24 protein-coding genes and 1 riboswitch are annotated in these 22,423 nt (G+C 70.9%); of the genes, 11 read left to right on the top strand and 13 right to left on the bottom strand.

Annotated features, from left to right (window positions below; all coding sequences use genetic code 11):
* The first annotated feature begins 145 nt into the window (after window positions 1–145).
* Window positions 146–826, top strand: a complete 681-nt coding sequence (locus tag ACN6LD_RS08055) for a class I SAM-dependent methyltransferase (protein ID WP_319198230.1) — start codon at window positions 146–148, stop codon at window positions 824–826.
* Here ACN6LD_RS08055 and ACN6LD_RS08050 read toward each other — a convergent pair.
* Together ACN6LD_RS08050 and ACN6LD_RS08045 are read right to left on the bottom strand one after the other, a co-directional pair.
* Window positions 811–1,038, bottom strand: coding sequence for a hypothetical protein (locus ACN6LD_RS08050; RefSeq protein ID WP_445042782.1), 228 nt, complete (start codon window positions 1,036–1,038; stop codon window positions 811–813). The genes ACN6LD_RS08055 and ACN6LD_RS08050 overlap by 16 nt on opposite strands.
* Window positions 1,035–1,268 carry a hypothetical protein gene (locus tag ACN6LD_RS08045; protein ID WP_319198400.1) on the bottom strand — a complete coding sequence of 78 codons (234 nt, stop codon included), beginning with the start codon at window positions 1,266–1,268 and terminating at the stop codon, window positions 1,035–1,037. The genes ACN6LD_RS08050 and ACN6LD_RS08045 overlap by 4 nt, the downstream gene beginning before the upstream one ends.
* 115 nt (window positions 1,269–1,383) lie before the next feature.
* Here ACN6LD_RS08045 and ACN6LD_RS08040 point away from each other — a divergent pair, with 115 nt between their 5' ends.
* The 4 genes from ACN6LD_RS08040 to ACN6LD_RS08025 all read left to right on the top strand — a co-directional run bounded on the left by ACN6LD_RS08040 (window position 1,384) and on the right by ACN6LD_RS08025 (window position 4,278).
* Window positions 1,384–2,226 carry a helix-turn-helix domain-containing protein gene (locus tag ACN6LD_RS08040; protein ID WP_445042781.1) on the top strand — a complete coding sequence of 281 codons (843 nt, stop codon included), beginning with the start codon at window positions 1,384–1,386 and terminating at the stop codon, window positions 2,224–2,226.
* Window positions 2,207–2,398 carry a DUF397 domain-containing protein gene (locus tag ACN6LD_RS08035; protein ID WP_319198402.1) on the top strand — a complete coding sequence of 64 codons (192 nt, stop codon included), beginning with the start codon at window positions 2,207–2,209 and terminating at the stop codon, window positions 2,396–2,398. Before ACN6LD_RS08040 ends, ACN6LD_RS08035 begins: the two co-directional genes overlap by 20 nt.
* A 288-nt stretch (window positions 2,399–2,686) precedes the next feature.
* Window positions 2,687–3,538 (top strand): hypothetical protein, encoded by an 852-nt coding sequence (locus ACN6LD_RS08030; protein ID WP_445042780.1) that lies wholly within the window; start codon window positions 2,687–2,689, stop codon window positions 3,536–3,538.
* 59 nt (window positions 3,539–3,597) lie between these two features.
* Window positions 3,598–4,278, top strand: a complete 681-nt coding sequence (locus ACN6LD_RS08025; RefSeq protein ID WP_445042779.1) for a Uma2 family endonuclease — start codon at window positions 3,598–3,600, stop codon at window positions 4,276–4,278.
* Window positions 4,279–4,356: 78 nt separating this feature from the next.
* Here the strand turns inward: ACN6LD_RS08025 and groL are convergent, their stop codons facing one another.
* The 4 genes from groL to thrC all read right to left on the bottom strand — a co-directional run bounded on the left by groL (window position 4,357) and on the right by thrC (window position 8,585).
* Window positions 4,357–5,979 carry a chaperonin GroEL gene (groL, locus tag ACN6LD_RS08020; RefSeq protein ID WP_057579125.1) on the bottom strand — a complete coding sequence of 541 codons (1,623 nt, stop codon included), beginning with the start codon at window positions 5,977–5,979 and terminating at the stop codon, window positions 4,357–4,359.
* Window positions 5,980–6,356: 377 nt separating this feature from the next.
* Window positions 6,357–6,563, bottom strand: coding sequence for a cold-shock protein (locus ACN6LD_RS08015; RefSeq protein WP_007493268.1), 207 nt, complete (start codon window positions 6,561–6,563; stop codon window positions 6,357–6,359).
* Window positions 6,564–7,014: 451 nt separating this feature from the next.
* The gene (locus ACN6LD_RS08010) at window positions 7,015–7,290 is read right to left on the bottom strand and encodes a MoaD/ThiS family protein (RefSeq protein ID WP_057579127.1); all 276 of its coding nucleotides are present in this window, start codon (window positions 7,288–7,290) and stop codon (window positions 7,015–7,017) included.
* The gene (gene thrC, locus ACN6LD_RS08005) at window positions 7,287–8,585 is read right to left on the bottom strand and encodes a threonine synthase (protein ID WP_319194319.1); all 1,299 of its coding nucleotides are present in this window, start codon (window positions 8,583–8,585) and stop codon (window positions 7,287–7,289) included. Before thrC ends, ACN6LD_RS08010 begins: the two co-directional genes overlap by 4 nt.
* 18 nt (window positions 8,586–8,603) lie before the next feature.
* Window positions 8,604–8,759: riboswitch (SAM riboswitch) on the bottom strand.
* A gap of 165 nt (window positions 8,760–8,924) precedes the next feature.
* Between thrC and ACN6LD_RS08000 the strand changes: the two genes are divergently transcribed.
* Window positions 8,925–9,869, top strand: coding sequence for a glucosyl-3-phosphoglycerate synthase (locus tag ACN6LD_RS08000; protein WP_319194317.1), 945 nt, complete (start codon window positions 8,925–8,927; stop codon window positions 9,867–9,869).
* 116 nt (window positions 9,870–9,985) lie between these two features.
* The gene (locus ACN6LD_RS07995) at window positions 9,986–11,401 is read left to right on the top strand and encodes an alpha,alpha-trehalose-phosphate synthase (UDP-forming) (protein ID WP_445042778.1); all 1,416 of its coding nucleotides are present in this window, start codon (window positions 9,986–9,988) and stop codon (window positions 11,399–11,401) included.
* Here the strand turns inward: ACN6LD_RS07995 and otsB are convergent.
* From otsB to ACN6LD_RS07980, 3 genes are read right to left on the bottom strand one after another with little or no spacing between them, the layout of a single operon-like run.
* Entirely contained in the window at window positions 11,389–12,255 is an 867-nt protein-coding gene (gene otsB, locus ACN6LD_RS07990; protein WP_445042777.1) for a trehalose-phosphatase, read from the bottom strand. The genes ACN6LD_RS07995 and otsB overlap by 13 nt on opposite strands.
* Window positions 12,256–12,284: 29 nt before the next feature.
* A complete protein-coding gene (locus ACN6LD_RS07985; RefSeq protein WP_319194311.1) occupies window positions 12,285–12,566 on the bottom strand; it encodes a DUF3263 domain-containing protein in 282 nt (93 codons plus the stop codon).
* 34 nt (window positions 12,567–12,600) lie between these two features.
* The gene (locus tag ACN6LD_RS07980) at window positions 12,601–13,890 is read right to left on the bottom strand and encodes an extracellular solute-binding protein (protein WP_445042776.1); all 1,290 of its coding nucleotides are present in this window, start codon (window positions 13,888–13,890) and stop codon (window positions 12,601–12,603) included.
* A gap of 164 nt (window positions 13,891–14,054) precedes the next feature.
* On the opposite strand from ACN6LD_RS07980, the gene ACN6LD_RS07975 reads away from it, so the two are divergent.
* Entirely contained in the window at window positions 14,055–14,996 is a 942-nt protein-coding gene (locus ACN6LD_RS07975) for an ROK family protein (protein ID WP_445042775.1), read from the top strand.
* Complete coding sequence (gene nagA, locus ACN6LD_RS07970) at window positions 14,996–16,204, top strand: N-acetylglucosamine-6-phosphate deacetylase (RefSeq protein WP_445042774.1); 1,209 nt, start codon at window positions 14,996–14,998, stop codon at window positions 16,202–16,204. Before ACN6LD_RS07975 ends, nagA begins: the two co-directional genes overlap by 1 nt.
* An 83-nt stretch (window positions 16,205–16,287) precedes the next feature.
* Here the strand turns inward: nagA and ACN6LD_RS07965 are convergent, their stop codons facing one another.
* On the bottom strand, window positions 16,288–17,241 hold the full coding sequence (locus ACN6LD_RS07965) for a CBM35 domain-containing protein (protein ID WP_445042773.1): 954 nt from the start codon (window positions 17,239–17,241) through the stop codon (window positions 16,288–16,290).
* A 147-nt stretch (window positions 17,242–17,388) separates the two neighbouring features.
* On the bottom strand, window positions 17,389–19,056 hold the full coding sequence (gene cdgB, locus ACN6LD_RS07960; protein ID WP_319194301.1) for a diguanylate cyclase CdgB: 1,668 nt from the start codon (window positions 19,054–19,056) through the stop codon (window positions 17,389–17,391).
* Window positions 19,057–19,404: 348 nt separating this feature from the next.
* Between cdgB and ACN6LD_RS07955 the strand changes: the two genes are divergently transcribed.
* Together ACN6LD_RS07955 and ACN6LD_RS07950 are read left to right on the top strand one after the other, a co-directional pair.
* Window positions 19,405–19,980, top strand: coding sequence for a flavin reductase family protein (locus tag ACN6LD_RS07955; RefSeq protein ID WP_415924946.1), 576 nt, complete (start codon window positions 19,405–19,407; stop codon window positions 19,978–19,980).
* An 84-nt stretch (window positions 19,981–20,064) separates the two neighbouring features.
* Window positions 20,065–20,676, top strand: a complete 612-nt coding sequence (locus ACN6LD_RS07950) for a GNAT family N-acetyltransferase (RefSeq protein WP_445042772.1) — start codon at window positions 20,065–20,067, stop codon at window positions 20,674–20,676.
* Window positions 20,677–20,804: 128 nt separating this feature from the next.
* On the opposite strand, the gene ACN6LD_RS07945 is transcribed toward ACN6LD_RS07950, so the two are convergent.
* Entirely contained in the window at window positions 20,805–21,779 is a 975-nt protein-coding gene (locus ACN6LD_RS07945) for a sigma-70 family RNA polymerase sigma factor (protein WP_445042771.1), read from the bottom strand.
* Between the two features lie 113 nt (window positions 21,780–21,892).
* The gene (arfB, locus tag ACN6LD_RS07940) at window positions 21,893–22,330 is read right to left on the bottom strand and encodes an alternative ribosome rescue aminoacyl-tRNA hydrolase ArfB (RefSeq protein ID WP_445042770.1); all 438 of its coding nucleotides are present in this window, start codon (window positions 22,328–22,330) and stop codon (window positions 21,893–21,895) included.
* Between the last annotated feature and the right edge of the window lie 93 nt (window positions 22,331–22,423).

The raw sequence follows: 22,423 nt of genomic DNA, 5'->3' as shown, positions 1-22,423 counted from the left end.
TGTGCACATGCATTGAGCGTCTCTCCCACTCAAACCCTTCGGCCCCGCGCGCCATTCCGAGCCCCGGGAGACAACCCCTGTGATCCCGGCCACGCACCCCGGGCGGCACCTCGCTGCCGCCCGTCCCGGCCGCGAGAATGACGCCATGCCCAAGCCGCCGCCGCTCCCCTCCCTGCTCTCCTCCCCCGAGCTGGAACGGTCCTCCGTGGTCGCCAACAGCACCATGAACCGCGAGCGCGGCCTCACCGGCGTCAACAGCTACGCCCGTGAACTGGGCATCGACCTCCTGGCCCACCTGGCGCACCGCCCCGCACCCTCCTGGCTGGACCTGTGCAGCGGCGAGGGCCGCGCCCTGCGCGAGGCCGCCTCCGCGCTGCCCGCCGGGGCGGTCCTGACCGCCGTCGACCTGGTGGGCCCGCTCGTCCCGCTGCCCGCCCCGTCGGCCCTGGAGGAGACGGTCGCCTCCGTCTCGTCCTGGACCCCGGCCCGGACGTACGACCTGATCACCTGCGTCCACGGCCTGCACTACGTCGGCGACCAGCTCGGCCTGCTCGCCCGCGCCGCGTCCTGGCTGACCGAGGACGGCCTGCTGGCCGCGCACTTCGACCCGCAGTCGGTGCGCCATGCCGACGGCTCGACCGCCGCGAGACCGGTGGTCTCGGCCCTGCGCGCGGCAGGCTACGACTACAGCCCCCGCCGCCACCTCCTCGCCCTCCGAGGCGCCCGGGCCGTCCGTCTCCCGTTTCACTACCTGGGCGCCGACCCGACCGCCGGCCCCAACTACACGGGCCAGCCCGCCATCGCCTCCCACTACACCGCCTCCTGACCGACGGCCGCGTCACGGGAGCGGGTGTCTTTGTTCAGCCTGCGCACCCGCTCCCGCAACACCTCGGCAGGCGCCACCTCCCCCACGTCCGCCGGCGCACAGTCCCACTCCCGACCGCCCCCCACCGGCCGCAGCACCACCCGATCCGCCAGCCGCTCCATGGCCTCCCCGATCCGCCCGCTCCCGACGTCCCTGACGTACGCCCCGCTCACGCGTCGCCCCCCGCCCCGCGCAGCGCCGCCGCCAGTCGCGAGGCCACGCCGAGGTTGCAGCGGCCCAGATCCACCAGGGCGTACGGGTCGCCGTGCGCGCCCGAGACGGGGTCGATCCGCAGCGACGGCAGGATGATCCCCACCTCGCGCAGGGCATTCCGCAACTGCTCCAGGGCCTCCTGGACCGTCCGGGCGGGCCGATCCTCCGCCGATGTTCTGGGCATCTCCATTGCGCCGATCCCTCCACGCTGAGTGTTCCCGTTCACCACACAGCGTGGCCGCCCGGCTTCTAACCTGGCCAGATACGGCGTCCCAACAAACCCACCTGTGTGACAGGGAGTCGCCATGCCAGGACCGAAGGACCTCGATCCGTCATCGTCCCCCCGAGCACTACTGGGTGCGGAGTTGCGGCACGCCCGCGAGAAGAAGGGGCTGAGTCAGGCGAACCTGGGCGAGCTGCTGTTCGTCAGCGGCTCGTTCATCGGGCAACTGGAGGCGGGGACGCGACGGATGCTCCTGGAGTACGCCGTCAAGATCGACGAAACCCTGGGCACCAACGGCTTCTTCCGGCGCAACTGCACGGCCTCCACGAACTCCAAGTACGCACACCACTTCACCCAGGCAGTGGAAGCAGAGGAACTCGCTTCGTCGATCAGGCAGTTCACGCCCACCCTGCTTCCCGGGCTGTTGCAATCGCCTGGCTGCGCGGAGGCCCTGTTCCGCGCCTACTGGCCTACAGAACCAGACGCGAGAATCGACGAACTGGTAGCCATGCGAATGGCCCGGACCCGCCTTCTCGACGATCCAACAACCCCGTTGTTGTGGGCGGTCCTCGACGAAGCCGCCCTGCGCCGCCCTGCCGGTGGAACGGCCGTCATGGCACAGGCCCTCCAACACGTGGCGACCCTCGCCCAGCGACGGCGGATCATCATGCAGGTGCTCCCGTTCAGTGCAGGCGCCATCGGATCTCAGGTAAGCGGCATCAAGCTCATGTACTTCCCCGACGCGCCTCCGCTCTCATACGTCGAAGGCATCGACGTGGGACGCCTGATAGACGACCCGGCAACTGTCGCCCGCCATGAGCTGACGTTCGACCTGATCAGGGCCAGCGCACTCTCTCCACAGGATTCCCTGGCCCTGCTGGGATCCGTGGCAGAGGATTGGACACATGACGCGACACAGCCGTGAGTCCTGGTACAAGTCGAGCTACAGCGGTGCCGACAACGGCGACTGCCTCGAAGTCGCCGCCGGTCGCTCCCCCCTCGTCCCCGTCCGGGACTCCAAGGCCCCCCTCGGCCCGAGGCTCGTGTTCCGGGCCGAGGCGTGGTCCGCGTTCGTGGAGAACCTCAAGGCAGGCTGACCCGCCGTCCGCCGCGACCGCCCCGAGGCTCAAGCGTCCAGCGCCGAGCCCTCTTTCCAAGGAACGGGTGGAGGGCCTCAACCCACCCTCCCACCCGGCAAGTTGACGCGGAGCGACCGACTTGCCACGGAAGGTCACCACGCTCTAGCGTGCGCAGAACGAAACAGCCCCCGCCAGGTGCTACCAACACCTGCGGGGGCCTGACCTGCAAGATCGAAAGAGACTCGATCCGTGGCTGCAGCCAAGCTTAGTACTGACCCCCAGTCCGCGCACGCATCCCCGCACCCGATGGCCAATCCGGGTTACGGCAAACGAACCGCGCCGGACCAACTCGCCCGCACCCGTCACGACTTCACACACCTCCCGCCCCGTGAGGCGGCGATCGCCGCGTACCTCGACCAGCTGCCCGACGGCACGGACATCTCCGTGAAGACGCTGGCCAAGACGACGCCGTACGGCCAGTGCGCCCTGCGGACCGCCCTCAACCGCATCCAGCAGGCGGGGCACTTGAGGCGGGGCCGGGAACGCGTGGAATCGACCTCCGGCGAGTACCGCTGGATCACCCGAACGTGGTTCACCCGTACCGCACGCAACGACGGTTGGTGGGCGAGGTTCACGCGGGGTGACGCCCCCGGAGAACCACCGGACCCGGACCCGGACCCGGGGCCTGCCCCTGAAGGCACCCGCCCCACCCGCTCCCGCGCCCACATCCTCCTGGCCGCCCTCGGCCGCACGGCCCCCGCACTGTCCCTCTCCGCCGCCGACTGCGCGCGACTCGCCCCGCTGGTGGAGGAGTGGTTCGCGCGCGGGGCCACGGAGGAGACGCTCCACACCGCACTCACAGCCGGTCTGCCGACCCCGGTCCACAGCCCCGCCGCCCTGCTCCACCGCCGCCTGACGGACAAGATCCCGCCTCCGCCGCCACCGGCCCCACCCCCGCCCCGCCGTCGTCTGGAGTGCGCGGAATGCGGGGTCCCCGGACACCCGGAGGCCCTGCCAGGGGGCGTGTGCCGCGGCTGCCGAGGCGAGCACACCCCCACACGCCCCGCCGCACTCCTGCCGTCCCCCGCGATCCACGCCCGCGCGGGGGAGATCCGGGCTGCCATGTCCCTGAAACGACAGGAGAGGACACCCGTATGACGGCTCCTACGGTCCGACGACGCCACCCCGGGGCACGATGGAGGGAAGGAGGCGACGCCATGACCCCTGACATCGAAGAACGCCCTCAGATGTCCGTGGAGGACTTCGAAGAACTCGTCGAGAGAGCTCCGAGGGAGCTTCGTGACCGGCTGGGGTTTCTCGGCGGGAGGCTGTGCATCCGCCACGGGCCGCTCGACGTCGAGGAGTTCGAGGAGCTTGCTGCGTCCGCGCCTGAGACCGTGCGGCTCGAGTATGTGAACGGAAAGGTAGTAGTCAAGGCGATGCCGGACGGCAGGCACACGTCGATCTTCATGTGGCTGCTGCGCCAGTGCATGCACCAACGCCCCGATCTGGACCTAGCACCCGAGCGCGGCGTCAAAGCCGAGACATACCGAAAGGGTCGCGCCCGCACGGACGGTTTCCTCGCGCCGGTGAACCACTTCGTCGAAGACGGGGAGTGGTCCGCCCCGGACGGCACGCTGATGGCTGTGGAGATCACCTCCCACGATCGCGACACCGACCAGCGCGACCGTATCGACAAGCCCGTCGGCGACGACGGAGCGGCCATTCCCGTCTACCTCCTCGTCGACCGCGACAACAACACGGTCGTCGTGTTCAGCGAGCCCAAGGACGGCCGCTACCAGCAGTCCGTGTCCTACTCCTGGGGTGCCACCGTGCCGCTTCCGGCTCCTGTCGGTATCACCCTCGACACTGAGCAGCTCAAGCAGTTCGCCGACTGAAACGCCCGAGGGCGGCGCCCCCCGTTTCCGGGAAGTGCCGCCCTCGGTCGAAGGACAGGCGATCAACCGTCAGGTCGATCAGAAGTCCATGTCACCGCCCGGCATGCCGCCGCCGGCGGGCGCGGCGGCCTTCTCCGGCTTGTCGGCGATGACGGCCTCGGTGGTGAGGAACAGCGCGGCGATGGAGGCGGCGTTCTGCAGAGCAGAGCGCGTCACCTTCGCCGGGTCGATGATGCCCTCGGCGATCATGTCGACGTACTCACCGGTCGCGGCGTTCAGACCGTGGCCGATGGGCAGGTTGCGGACCTTCTCCACGACGACGCCGCCCTCGAGACCACCGTTGACGGCGATCTGCTTGAGCGGGGCCTCGAGCGCGATGCGCACGGCGTTGGCGCCGGTCGCCTCGTCACCCTCGAGCTCCAGCTTCTCGAAGACGGCGGAGGCCTGGATGAGCGCCACGCCACCACCGGCGACGATGCCCTCCTCGACGGCGGCCTTCGCGTTGCGGACGGCGTCCTCGATGCGGTGCTTGCGCTCCTTGAGCTCCACCTCGGTGGCGGCGCCGGCCTTGATGACCGCGACACCGCCGGCGAGCTTCGCCAGGCGCTCCTGCAGCTTCTCGCGGTCGTAGTCCGAGTCGCTGTTCTCGATCTCGGCGCGGATCTGGTTGACCCGGCCCGCGACCTGGTCCGAGTCGCCGGCACCGTCGACGATGGTCGTCTCGTCCTTGGTGATGACGACCTTGCGGGCCTTGCCGAGCAGGTCGAGGGTCGTGTTCTCGAGCTTGAGACCGACCTCCTCGGAGATGACCTCGCCACCGGTGAGGATGGCGATGTCGTTCAGCATCGCCTTGCGGCGGTCGCCGAAGCCCGGGGCCTTGACCGCGACGGACTTGAAGGTGCCGCGGATCTTGTTGACGACCAGGGTCGACAGGGCCTCGCCCTCGACGTCCTCGGCGATGATCAGCAGCGGCTTGCCGCCCTGCATGACCTTCTCGAGGAGCGGGAGCAGGTCCTTGACGTTGGCGATCTTGGAGTTCGCGATCAGGATGTACGGGTCGTCGAGGACGGCCTCCATACGCTCCATGTCGGTGGCGAAGTACGCCGAGATGTAGCCCTTGTCGAAGCGCATGCCCTCGGTGAGCTCGAGCTCCAGACCGAAGGTCTGCGACTCCTCGACCGTGATGACGCCTTCCTTGCCGACCTTGTCCATCGCCTCGGCGATGAGCTCGCCGATCTGGGTGTCGGCGGCGGAGATGGAGGCCGTGGAGGCGATCTGCTCCTTGGTCTCGACATCCTTCGCCTGCTCGAGCAGGGCGCCGGAGACGGCCTCGACGGCCTTCTCGATGCCACGCTTGAGAGCCATCGGGTTGGCGCCGGCGGCTACGTTGCGCAGGCCTTCCTTGACGAGGGCCTGGGCGAGGACGGTCGCGGTGGTCGTGCCGTCACCGGCGACGTCGTCCGTCTTCTTCGCGACTTCCTTGACCAGCTCGGCGCCGATCTTCTCGTACGGGTCCTCGAGCTCGATCTCCTTGGCGATGGAGACACCATCGTTGGTGATCGTGGGGGCGCCCCACTTCTTCTCGAGGACGACGTTGCGGCCCTTGGGGCCGAGCGTCACCTTGACGGCGTCCGCGAGCTGGTTCATGCCGCGCTCGAGGCCGCGCCGCGCCTCCTCGTCGAACGCGATGATCTTGGCCATGTGAAGTGGTCCCTCCAGGACTGGGGGTGATTCCTTCGGACCGCGCCCGCGCCCGCGACGGACGGCTCGCCGGCCGTGTGGTTCCTTGCCCCACCTGGCCTGCGGGCCTCACCGACCCGGTCCTTCGTTGTCACTCTCACCTTCAGAGTGCTAACGCCAATGATTAGCACTCGCCCATGCCGAGTGCAAGCGCCTCGGGAGGATCCGCAGGTGAACAGGGGGCGTCCGGGCCCGCCGTCTGCGGCCGGCCGAGGGGTCGAGGAGGCCCGCCCCTGGACTCGCTCCCGCTTCCGGGCATGCCGAAGGGCTCGCACCCCGGGAGGCGCGAGCCCTTCGAAGATGAAACAGAAGAACGACGCTGTCAGTCGGCGCGTGCTTCAGCCGGTCGCAAGACGGACCATGTCCGCCTGCGGCCCTTTCTGGCCCTGCGAGATCTCGAAATCGACCCGCTGACCCTCTTCCAGGGTGCGGTAGCCGTCCATCTGAATCGCGCTGTAGTGGACGAATACATCCGCACCACCGTCGACCGCGATGAAGCCGTACCCCTTCTCCGCGTTGAACCACTTGACGGTGCCCTGAGCCATGCCTAACTCCCCTATTACTGGCCCTTGCACAGATCCACACTTCGTGGATCCGGGTCAGACCTCACCCCCCAGTTGGTTGGGGGCGTGCGCCGGAACGCGTCGACCGCGGCTGAATGTATCTGCCCAACTGCCGTCTGCAACAGGTCACTCGGACGAGAATTCTGGACGTGCGAGATCCGGAATGTGGCGCAAATTCGCCAGAATTCAGGGCAAGTCGGGCCCTGCAAAAGCCACAAAAGCCACGAAAGCAGCGCGTACTTTGGCTGCTTCTTGTCGGGCGCGGGCGGAAATAAAAGGCTCCGGAACCGGTGATCAGGACCGGGTTCCCCAACTGTACCGCGCTCAACCACTCTGAATTGCCCCCTCCGCTTCTATCGCGGAGAGGGCAATTCGATGAACTCTCGGTAATCGCTGTTACCGACGGTTACTACCGGCGGGTACTGACCGACGGTCAGCCACCTGCGACGGCCGGAATGATCGAGATGCCGGCGCCGGCCGGAGTCGCCGTCTCGAGACCCTGCTCGAAGCGGACGTCGTCGTCGTTCACGTACACGTTGACGAACCGGCGCAGCTTGCCCTGGTCGTCCAGGACGCGCGCGGCGATGCCGGTGTGGTTCTTCTCCAGGTCGGAGATGACCTCGCCGAGGGTCGCGCCCTCGGCCGAGACCTCGGCCCGGCCGCCGGTGTAGGTGCGCAGGATGGTCGGGATGCGAACAGTGACGCTCATGATGCGAGGCCAGCCTCTCGGAAAGAGTCCAGGTTCGGGCGGATGGTCGCGGTGAGTCCGGTGCCGGCCACCGCGTCCAGGGTCTTCAGGCCGTCGCCGGTGTTCAGGACGACGGTGGTCTTCGTCGGGTCCAGCAGACCGCTCTCGATCAACTTCTTCGTCACGCCCACGGTCACGCCGCCGGCGGTCTCCGCGAAGATGCCCTCGGTGCGCGCCAGCAGCTTGATCGCGTCGACGACCTGCTCGTCGTTCACGTCCTCCACCGCGCCGCCGGTCCGCCGCGCGATGTCGAGGACGTACGGGCCGTCCGCCGGGTTGCCGATGGCCAGCGACTTGGCGATGGTGTTCGGCTTCTGGGGGCGGACCACGTCGTGCCCCGCCTTGTAGGCCACGGACACCGGGGAGCAGCCCTCCGCCTGCGCGCCGAAGATCTTGTACGGCCTGTCCTCGACCAGCCCGAGCTTGATCAGCTCCTGAAGGCCCTTGTCGATCTTCGTGAGCTGGGAGCCGGACGCGATGGGCACCACCAGCTGGTCGGGCAGCCGCCAGCCGAGCTGCTCGCAGATCTCGTACGCCAGCGTCTTCGAGCCCTCGGCGTAGTACGGCCGCAGGTTGACGTTGACGAAGCCCCAGCCCTCGCCCGCCGGGTCGCCGATGAGCTCGGAGCAGAAGCGGTTGACGTCGTCGTAGTTGCCCTCGATGCCGACGAGCTCGCCGCCGTAGATCGCGGCCATGACGACCTTGCCCTGCTCCAGGTCGTGCGGGATGAAGACGCACGAGCGGAACCCGGCGCGGGCGGCGGCGGCGCCCACGGCGCCGGCCAGGTTGCCCGTGGAGGAGCAGGAGAGCGTGGTGAAGCCGAACGCGCGGGCGGCCTCGATGGCCTGGGCGACGACCCGGTCCTTGAAGGAGTGGGTCGGGTTGCCGGAGTCGTCCTTGACGAAGAGCTTGCCGGCGTCGACGCCCAGCTCGCGGGCGAGGTTGTCGGCCTGCACGAGCTTGGTCCAGCCGGGGTTGATGTTCGGCTTGTCGGCCACGTCCGCCGGGACGGGCAGCAACGGCGCGTAGCGCCAGATGTTCGCGGGTCCCGCCTCGATGCGCTTGCGCAGCTCCTCCGTGTCGTAGGAGGAGAAGTCGTACGCGATCTCGAGCGGGCCGAAACACTCCTCGCACGCGAAGACCGGACCGAGGGGGACGCGGTGGCCGCACTCGCGGCAGCTCAACGCGGTGGCCGGACCGAGGTCGACAGCGGAGGTCGTAGAGTCCGTGGTGCTTGCAACAGTCTGCGCAGCCATGTGAGGCGAGGCCCTTTCTCCTCATCTTCCTCACGACGCACTTCGCCGTGAGACGGATTTGGCACCTTCCCGAGCCGGGAGCCTCGCTGAACGATCAACACTGATCTACGAGAACCGACTGGAGGGTTGCCGGGGCTTCATCGGGCCGTGTCCCTCTGCCCCTCTGGATGAGCGGTATTCGGTTGTTGATCTGTACGCGCCGACGACCCTGACATGCGATGGTCAGCCGCGTTGTTCAAGACTGTAACCGAAGGCCAGGACAGTTGAGATAGTCGTCCGAACCGCGAGATGGATCACGCAGGACCGTACTCGCCGAGAGAACGCAGAGGAGCCGCCGACGTGCTGGAAGAAGTCGAGCGCTGGCTGAGCACCCGTTCCTGGTCCCTGACGGACCGCCCACTGCACCGGATTCTCGCCGCCAAACAGCGCACGGGCCAGTCGGTGAGCGTCGTGCTGCCCGCGCTCAACGAGGAGGAGACGGTCGGCGAGATCGTCGCCGTGATCCGTCACGACCTCATGCTGCAGGTCCCCCTCGTCGACGAGCTCGTCGTCGTCGACTCCGGATCGACCGACCGCACGTCCGAGGTCGCCGCGGCCGCGGGCGCGCGCGTCGTCCACCGCGACGAGATACTCCCCCGCCTGCCCGCCGTGCCCGGCAAGGGCGAGGTGCTGTGGCGTTCGCTGCTGGTCACCCGCGGGGACGTGGTCTGCTTCGTCGACGCCGACCTGCGCGAGTTCTCCTCCGACTTCGTCTCGGGGATCGTCGGCCCGCTGCTCACCGATCCGGACGTGGACCTGGTCAAGGCCATGTACGACCGTCCGCTGGGCGGTGCGGCCGGTCAGGGCGGACGGGTCACCGAACTGATGGCCCGCCCCCTGCTCAACATGCACTGGCCGCAGCTCGCCGGGTTCGTGCAGCCGCTCGGCGGCGAGTACGCGGCCCGCCGGAGCCTGCTGGAACAGCTGCCCTTCCCCGTGGGGTACGGCGTGGAACTGGGCATGCTGGTCGACGCCCTGCACCTGGTGGGCCTCGACGCCCTCGCCCAGGTCGACGTCGGCGTGCGCAAGCATCGCCACCAGGACGGCCAGGCTCTGGGCCGGATGGCGGCGGCGATCTACCGCACCGCCCAGCTGCGGCTGGCCCGCGGCCATCTGGTCCGCCCCGCCCTCACCCAGTTCGAGCGCGGCCCGGACGGCTTCGAACCGCACACCTACTCCGTCGACACGGAGGAACGCCCCCCGATGGCGGACGTCTCGGAGTACGCGCGACGCAGGGTGGCCTGAGCGCGTGCCCGGCCTCCTGCGCAGGGCGCCGGCAGCGGCGACACGGCCGGATACGACCCCTCCACTCAGCGCGACCGTACGTTTGAGCGTTTACAGAGCGGGCTAGGTTGAGGCTTATGGCTTCCACGCACGACACGTCTGCCGCCCGGGGCGCCGAGGTGCTGGTCGCGTCCAACCGCGGTCCGGTCTCCTACGAGGTACGCGAGGACGACTCGCTGCACGCCAAACGCGGCGGCGGCGGACTGGTCTCCGGCCTGTCGGCCATCGGACCCGACGCGGGCGCGCTCTGGGTGTGCTCGGCGCTCTCCGACGGCGACCGGGAGGCGGTGCGGCGCGGGGTCGGCGAGGAGGGCGTGCGCATGCTGCCCGTCCCCGCCGACGTGCACGCCGACGCGTACAACGGCATCGCCAACTCGGTGCTCTGGTTCGTCCACCACCTGCTGTACCAGACCCCGCTGGAGCCGGTCTTCGACGCGGAGTTCCGCCGACAGTGGGCCGCGTACGAGACGTACAACCGGGCCTTCGCCGAGGCGCTCGCGCAGGAGGCGGCGGACGGCGCGGCCGTGCTGGTCCAGGACTACCACCTGTGTCTCGTCCCCGGCATGCTCCGCGAACTCCGTCCCGACCTGCGGATCGGGCACTTCTCGCACACGCCGTGGGCTCCCCCGGACTACTTCGCCCTGCTCCCGCGGGACATCCGTGAGCAGCTGCTGCGGGGCATGCTCGGCGCGGACCGGCTGGGCTTCCTCACCCGGCGCTGGGCGGACGCCTTCACCGCGTGCTGCGAGCAGTCCACCGGGGGCCTGGGCGGCGCCGAGGTCGGCGTGCACGGTCTCGGCGCGGACGCCGACTTCCTGCGCGAGCGCGCGCACCGGCCGGACGTCGAGGAGCGCATGGCGGCACTGCGCGAGGAGATCGGCCAGGGACGCAAGGCGATCGTCCGCGTCGACCGCACCGAGCTGTCCAAGAACATCGTGCGCGGGCTCCTGGCCTACCGGCAGCTGCTCGACGACCAGCCGCAGTGGCGCGAACGCGTCGTCCACGTGGCCTTCGCCTACCCCTCCCGCCAGGACCTCGCCGTCTACCGGGACTACATGGCCGAGGTGCAGCGCCTGACGGACGAGATCAACGCGGGCTACGGCACGCCCGGCTGGACCCCCGTGCTGCTGAACCTCAAGGACGACTTCGCCCGCTCCCTGGCCGCCTACCGCCTCGCGGACGTGGCGCTGGTCAACCCGATCCGCGACGGCATGAACCTGGTCGCCAAGGAGGTCCCGGTCGTCTCCGACGAGGGCTGCGCGCTGGTGCTGTCGCGCGAGGCGGGCGCGTACTGGGAGCTGCGCGAGGACGCGATCACGGTGAACCCGTACGACGTCCTCGAGACCGCCCGCGCCCTGCACCAGGCGCTGTCCATGGCGCCGGAGGAGCGGGCCGAGCGCACGAAGCGGCTGTCCGCCGCGGCGACCGCGCTGCCCCCGGCCCGCTGGTTCCTGGACCAGCTGGACGCCCTGCGCGCGATTCAGCCGAGCTGAGCGGCCAGCTGCCGCAGCAGCCGGACGACCCCGGCGGGCCCGTCGACGACGAGGTCCGCACGCTCGGCCAGTTCCCCGACCTCCGTGCTGCCGCTGCACACCAGCAGGCCGGGGACGCCGTCGGCGCGCAGTTTCTCCACGGCGGCGAAGGCGGGGAGGTCGCCGAGGTCGTCGCCGGCGTAGAGCACGGACCGGGCGCCCGTCTCGCGGACGTGGTCCAGCAGGGCCACGCCCTTGTCCATGCCCGGCGGGCGCAGCTCCAGGACCATACGGCCGGGTTCCACGATCAGGCCGTGCCGGGTCGCCAGGTCGGCGAGGGGGCCGCGCAGGGCGTCGAAAGCCGCCTGGGGGTCGTCGGCGCGCCGGGTGTGGACGGCGACGGCCCGGCCGCCCTTCTCCTCGATCCAGACGCCGGGCCGGTCGCCGGCGGCCGCGAGGACCTGCGGGAGCGCGGCCCGGACGGCGGCCACGCCGGGGTGCGGTTCGGGGGCGCTGAGGGCGCCGGTGCCGGCGTCCCAGCGCTCGGCGCCGTAGTGGCCGAGCACGGCGAGCCCGCCCAGCCCTTCGACCCCGGCGAATCCGCCGTGTCGGACGGCGACCTCGGCGGGCCGCCCGGTGACGACGGCCACGCCGGCGACCTTCGGGGCGAGCGCGGCGAGCGCGGGGACGGCGTCGGGGTGCGCCCGGGCGTCCTGCGGGTTCTCGACGATCGGGGCGAGGGTGCCGTCGAAGTCGAGGGCGACGAGGGCGGCCCGCGGGCGGCCGACGATCGCGTCGAGCGCCGCGCGGCCCGCCCGGGTGACCGGAACGGGAAGGGGGCCGGGTGCCGTGGAGTGCGTCTTTGGGGTGCCCATACAGCGACGATAACCAGCGAGCGCCGCCGCTAACGCTCCGTCCGCCTCGCTTCTCGCACCCTGCGCAGCCGGTTCACCGTCACCGGGTCGTGGGCCAGCGCGCGGGCGTCGTCGAGGAGGGCGTTGAGGAGCTGGTAGTAGCGCACCGGGGACAGGTCGAGTTCCTCGCGTATCGCCCGTTCCTTCGCGCCGGGTCCCAGGAAGCCCCGCCGTTCGAGGGCGAGGATGCCGCGCTCCCGCGCCGCCGGCCCGTCGGCTTCCGGCCGCCGCTCGCCTCCCGGGCCGCCGCCCGTCTCGCTGTCTGCCTCCATGCCCGCACGGTAGCGCCCGCCGCTGACATCCGGTTCATTCGCCGGCGGCGCTCTCCAGCGTCGTCGCGGTCGTCTGCAGGTCGCCGAGCACGTCGGCGGGGCTGCCGTTCGCGGTCACGGCCTGGCCGATCCGCTTCTTGATCTGCGCGCTGACCTTGGCCCACGAGGTCCGCCCCACGGGGTAGCTCTCGGACAGCGGGAGCTCCGCGAGGAACGGCTTGAGGTCGGCGTCCTCCTTGGCGGCGCCCATGACCAGGGACGCGGAGGTGGTGACCGGCAGCAGGTCGTACTCGTGGGAGAAGTCCAGCACGTTCTTCTCGCTGTAGACGAAGTCGAGGAAGTCGCCGATCTCGTCGCCGTGGCCGCCCCGCTTGAAGGCGGTCATCCAGTCGGCGACGCCCAGGGAGGTCTTGCTGGGGCCGTCGAGACCGGGCATCGGCACCATGCCGAACTCGACGCCCTTGGCGGCGGCGGTCTTCATCAGCGAGGGATGTCCGTTGAGCATGCCCACGTCGCCGGCGGCGAAGGCCGCGAACGCAGTGGCCCGGTTCAGGCTGCCCGGGGCGACCGGACCGGTCAGGCCCTTGCCGACCAGGTCGGTCTTCAGCCAGTCGAGGGTCTCGACGTTCTCGGCGGAGTCGAAGCTGTAGCTGCTGACCGTCTGGGTGTAGCCGCCCCGGCCGCTGAGCAGCCACTGCAGGGTCTCGGCCTGCGCCTCCTCGGGGCCGAGGGGGAGGGCGTAGGGGTACTTCACGCCGTCCTTCTTGAGCGCCCGCGCGTCCTTCGCGAGCTCGGCCCAGGTGGTGGGCGCGCTGATGCCGGCCCGGGCGAAGAGGGTCTTGTTGTAGAACAGCAGCCGGGTGGAGGAGGCGAACGGCATGCCGTACTGCAGGCCGCGCACCTGGCCCGCACGGGCGAGCTGGGGCACGAAGTCGGCCTCGACGGGTATGGAGAGCACGTCGCCCGCCTTGTACAGCAGGTCGTCGGCCGCGTAGTCGGCGTAGGCGCCGATCTGGGCCATGTCGGGGGCGTCGCCGGCGTCGACCATGGCCTTGACCTTCGCGTCGACGTCGTTCCAGGAGTACACGCTCACGTCGACGGTGACGCCCGGGTGGTCCTTCTCGTAGGCGGCGACGAGCCCGTCCCAGTACTTCTTCGAGCTGTTGGCGCTGCTGTCGCCGTAGTCGGCGGCGACGAGTCTGAGGGTGACGTCGCCTGAGCCCGAGGTCAGTCCGCAGCCGGAGAGCACCGCTGCCAGGCCGAGGGCGGACACCCCCGCCGCCGTCGCCGTGATCGTTGCTGACTTCCGTGCCCGCCGCTGCACCGCACTGCTCCCAACTGATTGCTCATACCAATGGACCGATATCCGGATCAAGGTCTACACCACTCGTCCGGACCAGACCCATCCGGGCCTCCGGTCCGGCACGGTACCCCCACAACCGGAAGTGGACTAGACCTCTCGCGGTTCCTCGGTCCACACTGTCCCCCGTGAGACATGTCATCGCCCTGGACGTGGGCGGCACCGGGATGAAGGCCGCCCTGATCGGCGCGGACGGCGCACTGCTGCACCGGGCCCGCAGGGCCACCGGCCGCGAGCGCGGACCCGACGCCGTGGTCGCCGGCATCCTCGGGTTCGCCGCCGACCTGCGCGAGCACGGCGCCCGGCAGTTCGGCGAGCCCGCCGCCGCGGCCGGCGTCGCCGTGCCCGGCATCGTCGACGAGTCCGGCGGCGTCGCCGTCTACGCGGCCAACCTGGGCTGGCGGGACGTCCCGCTGCGCGCCCTGCTCGCCGAACGCCTCGGCGCCCCGGTCGCCCTCGGCCACGACGTGCGCACCGGCGGTCTCGCCGAGGGCCGCATCGGCGCCGGCCGGGGCGCGGACCGCTTCCTGTTCGTGGCGCTGGGCACCGGCATCGCGGGCGCGATCGGCGTCGACGGCCGCGTGGAGGCGGGCGCGCACGGCTTCGCGGGCGAGATCGGCCACATCGTCGTACGGCCGGGCGGCGCCCCCTGTCCGTGCGGGCAGCACGGCTGCCTGGAACGGTTCGCGTCCGCGGCGGCGGTCGGCGAGGCATGGGCGGCGGCCGTCGGGGACCCGGAGGCGGACGCCGCGGACTGCGCGAAGGCCTTCGCGTCCGGCGACCCGGACGCCGTCCGCGTCTGGCAGGACGCCGTGGACGCTCTCGCCGACGGCCTGATCACCGCCCTCACCCTGCTGGACCCGCGCACGCTCGTCATCGGTGGCGGCCTCGCCGAGGCGGGGGAAGCCTTGTTCACACCGCTGCGGGACGCCGTCCGGCGGCGGGTCACCTTCCAGAAGCTGCCGGAGATCGTCCCGGCGGCCCTGGGCGACACCGCCGGATGCCTCGGCGCGGGCCTGCTGGCCTGGGATCTCCTCAACACGACCGACGGCATGGAGGTAACACCCTGATGGCCATCCCCCCAGGGGCGCGGGGAACTGCGCAGTCCGCCACATCGCACCCGCAGGTACTGACCGGCGCCAAGGTGGTACTGCCGACGGGCACGGTCGCCGACGGCCGCATCACCGTCACCGGCACGAAGATCACGGCCGAAGCCCCGCACGGAGCCCCACAGGGCGCCGCCGACCTGATCGACGTGATCGACGTGTCCGGCCACTGGCTGGTCCCCGGTTTCGTCGACCTGCACAACCACGGCGGCGGCGGAGCCTCCTTCTCCGGCTCGGCCGAGGACGTCCTGAAAGCTGTCCGCACCCACCGGGCGCACGGCACCACCACGCTCGTCGCCTCCACCGTCACCGACGACATGGACGTCCTCGTCCGCCAGGCCGGTCTGCTGAGCGAACTGGCCGAACAGGGCGACCTGGCCGGCATCCACTTCGAGGGCCCGTTCATCTCGCCCTGCCGCAAGGGCGCGCACTCCGAGGCGCTGCTGCGCGACCCCGACCCGGCGGAGGTGCGCAAGCTGGTGGACGCGGCGCGCGGCCACGCCAGGATGGTCACCCTCGCGACCGAGCTGCCGGGCGGCCTGGACTCCGTACGGCTGCTGGCGGAGCACGGCGTGATCGCGGCCGTGGGCCACACCGACGCCACCTACGAGCAGACGGTTCAGGCCATCGAGGCCGGAGCCACCGTCGCCACCCACCTCTTCAACGCGATGCCGCCCCTCGGGCACCGCGCCCCCGGCCCGATCGCCGCCCTCCTGGAGGACGAGCGGGTGACGGTCGAGCTGATCAACGACGGCACGCATCTGCACCCGGCCGCACTCGAGCTGGCGTTCCGTCACGCGGGCCCGGGCCGGGTCGCGTTCATCACGGACGCCATGGACGCCGCCGGCATCGGCGACGGCCGCTATCTGCTCGGCCCGCTGGAGGTCGAGGTCAGCGAGGGCGTGGCCCGTCTCGTGGAGGGCGGCTCCATCGCCGGCTCCACCCTCACCCAGGACCGCGCCTTCCAGCGGGCGGTGACGGTCGACCGGCTCCCCGTCGAGGACGTCGTCGCCGCCCTGTCCGCCAACCCGGCCCGCCTGCTGGGCCTGGGCGACCGCGTCGGCTCCCTGGAACCGGGCAAGGACGCCGACCTGGTCCTGCTGGACGACGCCTTCGAGGTCAGGGGCGTGATGCGCAAGGGGGCCTGGGTGGTGCCCCCCGACCTGGCCTGAAATCCGCGCCCGCACGAAGAGACGGTGGCCGGCCCGACGACCGGGCCGACCACCGTCTCTTCGTCATGTCAGTGCAACACGCCCTAGCTGCGCCAGCCCGCCTCGAGCGACAGCTGGTCGAAGTTGGCGTCGCAGGAATTGCCCTGCTCACAGGAGATCTTGATGGTGTTGGTGCCCTTGTTGAGGATGATGTTCGCCCAGGTGTTGGTCCAGCCCTTGGCGTAGTCGCCCTCCGGGGCCTTGGCGAAGTTCCCCAGGTTCAGCGGACGGGTCTGCGCCGTGCCGTTGATCGTGAGCGTGGCCTTGGCGTCCTTGCCGGGCACCCCGTAGTTCACGTTCAGCGTGTACTTGCCGTCCTTGGGGATACCGCTGACGTTCCAAGTGAGCTCCGCGCCGGGGGTGTTGAAGTTAGTGACGTAGATTCCGTCAGCCGCCTTCGCTCCCTTTACGTCGGAAGAGGTGGTGACGCCTTCTCCCAGGTTCGCCGCCTTCGCGTCGACCGCCGGCAGCTCGACCTCGTTCGCGTCGCCGGTGTTCGACGCGCTGGGCGACGCGCTCGCCGGGGCGGAGGCCGGGGCGGAGGCGCCGCCGCCCGCCTTGTCGTCGTCCGTGCCCTTGTCGCCGTTGGCCATGGCCACCGCGATGCCGATCACGACCGCGGCGACCACTGCGACCGCGCCGATCAGCAGACCCTTGGTGTTAGGCCCGCGGCCACGGCCGCCTCCGCCCTGCACGGGCTGCCGGCCGGTCGAGGGGCCGCCGCCGGCGAAGTTCTCCGGCGCGGCGTAGTGCGTGTTCGGCTGACCGTACGGGCCCTGCTGCGGGACCGTGGGCGGCTGTCCGTACTGCGCGGTCTGCTGCTGCGGCTGCTGTCCGTACTGGCGCTCGCCGACCGCACGCACTCTGCTGACCGAGTTCGGGTAGCCGTAACCACCGCCGGAGGGCGGCTGCGCGCCGTTGGCCTGGCCGTCGGCGTAGAGGTAGCCGAACGGGTCGTCGTCCTCGGGCGTGCTCGCGCCGTTATTGCCGGGCGTCATCCCTTCGTACTCCTCAACAGTGCGGGGCCGATGCGACACGCGTACGCGTATCCATACGTGTGAGAACTGCGAGCCTACCCGGTCCCCACCGCCCAAACGGGTGACTCGGATCGCATCAGCGCGGCGACAGGACCGCTGACCTGGTGATCATCCCGCACGCCTGTGCTGTTTGGGACGAGATCGTTTCTCGACGTACATGCGCTCGTCGGCGGACTTCAGCACTTCGTCCGCGGTCATCCCGCAATGTGCCCACCCGATGCCGAAGCTCGCGCCCACCCGCACGGCCCGCCCCTCGGCGCGGATCGGCTGGATGATCTCGTTGCGCAGGCGTACGGCGAGGTCGGCGGCGTCGGCGCGGCCGAGGCCGTCGGCGAGGATCACGAACTCGTCGCCGCCGAGCCGGGCGACCGTGTCGCCGTCGCGGACCTGGCGGGAGAGCCTGCGGGCGACCTCGATGAGGACCGCGTCGCCCGCGTTGTGCCCGAAGCGGTCGTTGATCGACTTGAAGCCGTCGAGGTCGCAGAAGAGCACCGCGAGCCCCTTGGCGCCGTCGTCGCGTCCGTCCTCGGGGGCGGCGGTGTGCACGTGGTGGTCGTAGCCGTCGAAGGACTCGGCGCCGCCGGGCCGGTAGTCGAAGCCGTGGCCGTTCGCGTCGAAGGCTGCGTGGCCGTAGGCCGTGTCCATGGCGTCGACGGCGGCGGGGTGGGTCGACAGCGGGCGCTGGCAGAGCCGGGCGGACAGCCGCGAGCGCAGTTCGGCCGAGTTCGGCAGGCCGGTGAGGGAGTCGTGGGAGGCGCGGTGGGCGAGCTGCAGCTCGCGGCGCTTGCGCTCCTCTATGTCCTCGACGTGGGTGAGGAGGAAGCGGGGGCCGTCGGCGGCGTCGGCGACGACGGAGTTGCGCAGGCTGACCCAGAGGTAGGTGCCGTCCCGGCGGCCGAGGCGCAGCTCGGCGCGGCCGCCTTCCGCGGAGGTCCGGAGCAGGGTGCCTATGTCCTCGGGGTGGACGAGGTCGGAGAAGGAGTAGCGGCGCATCGCGGAGGCGGGCCGGCCCAGCAGGCGGCACAGCGCGTCGTTGGTGCGGAGTATGCGCCCGTGCTGGTCGCCGCCCATCTCGGCTATCGCCATGCCGGAGGGGGCGTACTCGAAGGCCTGCCGGAAGCTTTCCTCACTGGCGCGCAGGGCCTGCTGCTCGCGTTCGAGCCGGACCAGAGCCCGCTGCATGTTCGCACGTAGACGCGCGTTGCTGATGGCGATGGCGGCCTGGAAGGCGTACATCTGGAGCGCTTCACGCCCCCACGCGCCGGGACGGCGCCCGTTGCGCGGCCGGTCCACGGACAGGACGCCTATCAGCTCGCCGCAGGCGTCGCCGCTGCCGGCGGCGGCGGGCGTGTACATGGGGGCGAAGAGCCGGTCCGAGGGGTGCCACTCGTCCTCGAAGCGGGGCGCGGGCCCGTCGGTGTACCACTGCGGGACGTCGTCGTCGTCGAGGACCCAGCCCTCGGTGTGCGGTATGAAGATCAGGTCGCCCCAGGTCTCGCCCATGCCGAGGCGGCGCTCCCAGGACTCGCGCGATCCGACCCGGCCCGTGATGAGGGCCTCGGCGGCCGGGTTGCCGGAGAAGGCGGCGACCACGAGATCGCCGTCGCCGCGCACGAGGTTGACGCACGCCAGCTCGTACCCGAGTGCCGTGACCACGCCGTCGGCGACGGTCTGCAGTGTGTCGGCCAGGCTGCGGGCCGTGTTCATGTCGGCCATGACCTGGTGCAGCTGTCGCAGGGACGCAAGACGGACGTACGGCTCCGACTCGGTCTCCATGTGTTTCGCCCTCCCCCCGAGACTTCGCAGCGAATCAAGGGTTGTCTTCGGCGCAACGTCGTTTCTGGTGCTTCGTTGTCGGTGTGTGTCTTGTTGTGACGCCTCCGCCACTGAATCACAGCGCGCTGCCCACTCGGTACACAGGGTCAACAATTAATGCGCCTTGTGACTCAAGTCACAGGTGAACGTGAACATTTGAGTGGAGTTTCCGCGTTTTTCCTGTGCGTTTCCTGAACACGGACAGCAGCCGCCGGCGCACGGAACGCGATGCTGGGTCCACGGTCCTACGACCCTACTCGGGCGGAGGTCCGATGCGGCGGGCATCGCCCGGACACTAGCGTTCCGAGCGTGCCCACAGACGTGATCGACTCCGTGCCGAAGACCCCCTCCGGGCATGCTGAGGGGGTGAGCAACGACGAGTTCCGCGCCGCCATGTCCCGGCTCGCCGACGGCGTGGTCCTGGTGACCGCCCGGGAGCCCTCCCTGGACCCGGACGATCCCCGGGCGCCCGACGGCGAGGACGTCGGCATGACCGCCACCGCCTTCGTGTCCGTCTCCCTGGACCCGCCTCTGGTCATGGTCAGCCTGCGCAACGGCTCCCGGATGGACGACCTGCTCGACGAACAGCCGCGGTGGGCGGTGTCGGTGCTCTCCGAGAGCCAGCGGCACATCGCCGGCCGCTTCGCCATGAAGGGCCGCATCAGCGACCGCCTGCTCTTCGAGGACATCCCCTACGCGCGCGGTGAGGTCACCGGCGCGCCCCTGGTCGGCGGCGCGCTGGCCACCCTGGAATGCCGCACCGAGCAGCGCGTCCCGGCGGGCGACCACACCCTGGTGATCGGCCGCGTCCTGACCGCGACGACCCCGAGCGCGGACGGCGGCCCGCTGGTCTACTTCCGGGGCCGCTACCGCCAGTTGGGCTGACGGCCCCGGAGACGGGCGACCCGGGCGACCGGGGGCCCCGAAATGCCGTGGCCGCCCCGCGACCGGTCCGCCTAGGGTGCCCGCATGACCCGCGCGACAGAACGGACCGAAGGGACCGGCAGGACCGAGGAGTCCGCCGGGGCCGAAGGCACCGCCGGGGCCGAAGGCACCGCCGCGGCCGAAGGCACCGCCAGGGCCGACAGCGCCGATGCGGTGGACTCCGGACTGCGCCTGGTCGAGATCACACCCGCCAACTTCGGGGCCGCGACCGGCATTCGCGTCCGCCCCGACCAGGAGTTCGCGGTCGCCCCGGTCATGAAGTCCCTCGCCGAGGCCTACGTCCACCCGCCGGGCGTCGCCTGGCCCCGCCTGATCATGGACGGCGACCGCCCCGTCGGCTTCCTGATGGCCTTCCTCGACCTCGACTGGACCGGCGGGACCGGCGACGCCCCTCTCCTGCGCTCCGGCCTGTGGCGGCTGAACGTCGCCGCCGGCGAACAGGGCCGCGGCTACGGCCGGTTCGCCGTGGAGTCGGTCGCCGCGGAACTGCGCCGCCGCGGGGCCCAGGAGATGTACGTGACCTGGCACGAGGGCGAGAACGGGCCGGAGGACTTCTATCTGCGGCTGGGGTTCCGCGAGAACGGCGAGAAGAGCGAGGGCGAGACGGTCGGCGTCCTGCCTCTGGAGCAGCCCTGAGGCGACGCCGGGCCCGCCCCGTCGCCGCCCCCGCCCCTTCCTGTCCCGCCGCACGCTTCCCAGCCGGCGTAAGCCGCGGCTTCGGCTTCGGCTTCGGCTTCGGCTTCGGCTTCGGCTTCGGCTTCGGCCTACAGGAGGGTCACCTCCAACCGGGCGAGGCGTGCGGGCTCGGTCACGACGTCGATCAGGGCGATCCGGCCGCCCCCCACGAACGTGAAACGCACCACCCGGTCCAGGCGGTCGCCGGCCAGCACCGCCACCGCCGTCGCGCCGTCCACCAGAGCGGGCCGGATCCCGAGGCCGGGCCGGGCCGCGAGGGCGAGGCGGTGGAAACTGGACGCACCCGCCGCGACCGCCGCCGCGCCGGCCGTCACTCCGGCCTCGGAACGGGACACGACGTCCGGGTCGAGAACCGCGAGCAGCCCCTCGAAGTCGCCTTCCCGCGCGGCGGAAAGGAAGGCGTCCACCACCTTGCGCTGACGGGCCAGGTCGACCTCGGGCTCCTGCGCTCCGCGCACCCTGCGGCGGGCCCTGCTGGCGAGCTGCCGGGCGGCCTCCGGGGTCCGGTCGACGATCGTCGCGACCTCGTCGAAGGGCACCCCGAACAGGTCGTGCAGCACGAACGCCAGCCGCTCGGCGGGTGTCAGGGCGTCCAGGACGACGAGAAGGGCGGCGCCCACGGAGTCCGCGAGCAGCGCGTCCTGCGCCGGGTCCGGCACGGCGCAGGACGGCGCGGGAGACCAGCTCTCCAGCGGTTCCTCGGCACGGGAACGGCGCGAACGCAGCATGTCCAGGCAGACCCGGCCGACGACCGTCGTCAGCCAGCCGCCGAGATTGCCGATCTCCTCGCCCCCGCTGCGGCCGTGACTCCGGCTGAGCCGCAGCCAGGCCTCCTGCACGGCGTCGTCGGCCTCGGCGGCGGAGCCGAGCATGCGGTGGGCCACGGCACGCAGACGGGCGCGGTGCGCCTCGAAGGACCGGGCCAGGAAGTCGTCGTCAGCCGCCTCGGCCGGGAGGTCGTCGCTAGCCGTCTCGACCGGGAAGTCGTCGTCAGCCGTCTCGGCCGGGAGGTCGTCGTCGCCCGTCGTCGTCATCGGTTGCATCCTCAGTCCCTCGTCGCGGTGGGACCGTCGATCCCACTCGTCCTACGGAAGACGGACGGGCCACCGGAAATGTGACAGGACGCGGCGGACGAACGCGATCAGGCGCCGCGGCGTCAGGACCAGTCGCGGCCGGTCCTGCCCCGCTTCGTGTCGGACCGCTGCTTCTTCTCCCGCAGCCGGCGCTCGTTGATCCCGCGCGGGATCCGGGTCGGCCGGCGCGGCTTGGGCGGCGGGGCGGTGGCCTCGGCGAGCAGGGCGGCGAGGCGTACGGCGGCGGTCTCGCGGTTGCGCCACTGGGAGCGGTGCTCGGAGGCGCGGACGGTGACGACGCCGTCGACGAGCCGCCCGGCCAGCCGCTCGAGCGCCCGCGCCTTCCACACCTCGGGGAACGCCTCGGTGCGGCCGACGTCGAAGCGGAGCTCCACCTGTGAGTCGCTGGTGTTGACGTGCTGCCCGCCCGGCCCCGAAGACCGCGAGAAACGCCACATGAGCTCGGCCTCGGGAAGCGAGACAGAGCCGCGGACGACATAGGGACCAGACATGCCCACCATGTTCCCGCCCCGGACCGGCCCGAGTCACGCGAATATCCCTCGGTAAAGAAAGCAAAGAAACGCGGAGTGGCGGGGAACCTTGAGCACCCTTCG

This window comes from Streptomyces sp. SAS_272 (assembly GCF_052543235.1).
Note: the sequence above shows the minus strand (reverse complement) of the source record. Positions and strands in the feature narration are given on the sequence as shown.

Bases quoted from the DNA above. Each gene is read 5' to 3' on its own strand.
- arfB (WP_445042770.1), bottom strand. From the start codon at position 22,330: ATGGTGGGCATGTCTGGTCCCTATGTCGTCCGCGGCTCTGTCTCGCTT.
- ACN6LD_RS08015 (WP_007493268.1), bottom strand. From the start codon at position 6,563: ATGGCTCAGGGCACCGTCAAGTGGTTCAACGCGGAGAAGGGGTACGGC.
- otsB (WP_445042777.1), bottom strand. From the start codon at position 12,255: ATGGGCACCCCAAAGACGCACTCCACGGCACCCGGCCCCCTTCCCGTT.
- cdgB (WP_319194301.1), bottom strand. From the start codon at position 19,056: ATGGAGACCGAGTCGGAGCCGTACGTCCGTCTTGCGTCCCTGCGACAG.
- ACN6LD_RS08025 (WP_445042779.1), top strand. From the start codon at position 3,598: ATGACCCCTGACATCGAAGAACGCCCTCAGATGTCCGTGGAGGACTTC.
- ACN6LD_RS07995 (WP_445042778.1), top strand. From the start codon at position 9,986: ATGGCTTCCACGCACGACACGTCTGCCGCCCGGGGCGCCGAGGTGCTG.
- ACN6LD_RS07985 (WP_319194311.1), bottom strand. From the start codon at position 12,566: ATGGAGGCAGACAGCGAGACGGGCGGCGGCCCGGGAGGCGAGCGGCGG.
- ACN6LD_RS08010 (WP_057579127.1), bottom strand. From the start codon at position 7,290: ATGAGCGTCACTGTTCGCATCCCGACCATCCTGCGCACCTACACCGGC.
- thrC (WP_319194319.1), bottom strand. From the start codon at position 8,585: ATGGCTGCGCAGACTGTTGCAAGCACCACGGACTCTACGACCTCCGCT.
- groL (WP_057579125.1), bottom strand. From the start codon at position 5,979: ATGGCCAAGATCATCGCGTTCGACGAGGAGGCGCGGCGCGGCCTCGAG.
- ACN6LD_RS08030 (WP_445042780.1), top strand. From the start codon at position 2,687: ATGGCCAATCCGGGTTACGGCAAACGAACCGCGCCGGACCAACTCGCC.
- ACN6LD_RS08045 (WP_319198400.1), bottom strand. From the start codon at position 1,268: ATGGAGATGCCCAGAACATCGGCGGAGGATCGGCCCGCCCGGACGGTC.
- ACN6LD_RS07950 (WP_445042772.1), top strand. From the start codon at position 20,065: ATGACCCGCGCGACAGAACGGACCGAAGGGACCGGCAGGACCGAGGAG.
- ACN6LD_RS07965 (WP_445042773.1), bottom strand. From the start codon at position 17,241: ATGACGCCCGGCAATAACGGCGCGAGCACGCCCGAGGACGACGACCCG.
- nagA (WP_445042774.1), top strand. From the start codon at position 14,996: ATGGCCATCCCCCCAGGGGCGCGGGGAACTGCGCAGTCCGCCACATCG.
- ACN6LD_RS07945 (WP_445042771.1), bottom strand. From the start codon at position 21,779: ATGCAACCGATGACGACGACGGGCGACGACGACCTCCCGGCCGAGACG.
- ACN6LD_RS08055 (WP_319198230.1), top strand. From the start codon at position 146: ATGCCCAAGCCGCCGCCGCTCCCCTCCCTGCTCTCCTCCCCCGAGCTG.
- ACN6LD_RS08035 (WP_319198402.1), top strand. From the start codon at position 2,207: ATGACGCGACACAGCCGTGAGTCCTGGTACAAGTCGAGCTACAGCGGT.
- ACN6LD_RS08040 (WP_445042781.1), top strand. From the start codon at position 1,384: ATGCCAGGACCGAAGGACCTCGATCCGTCATCGTCCCCCCGAGCACTA.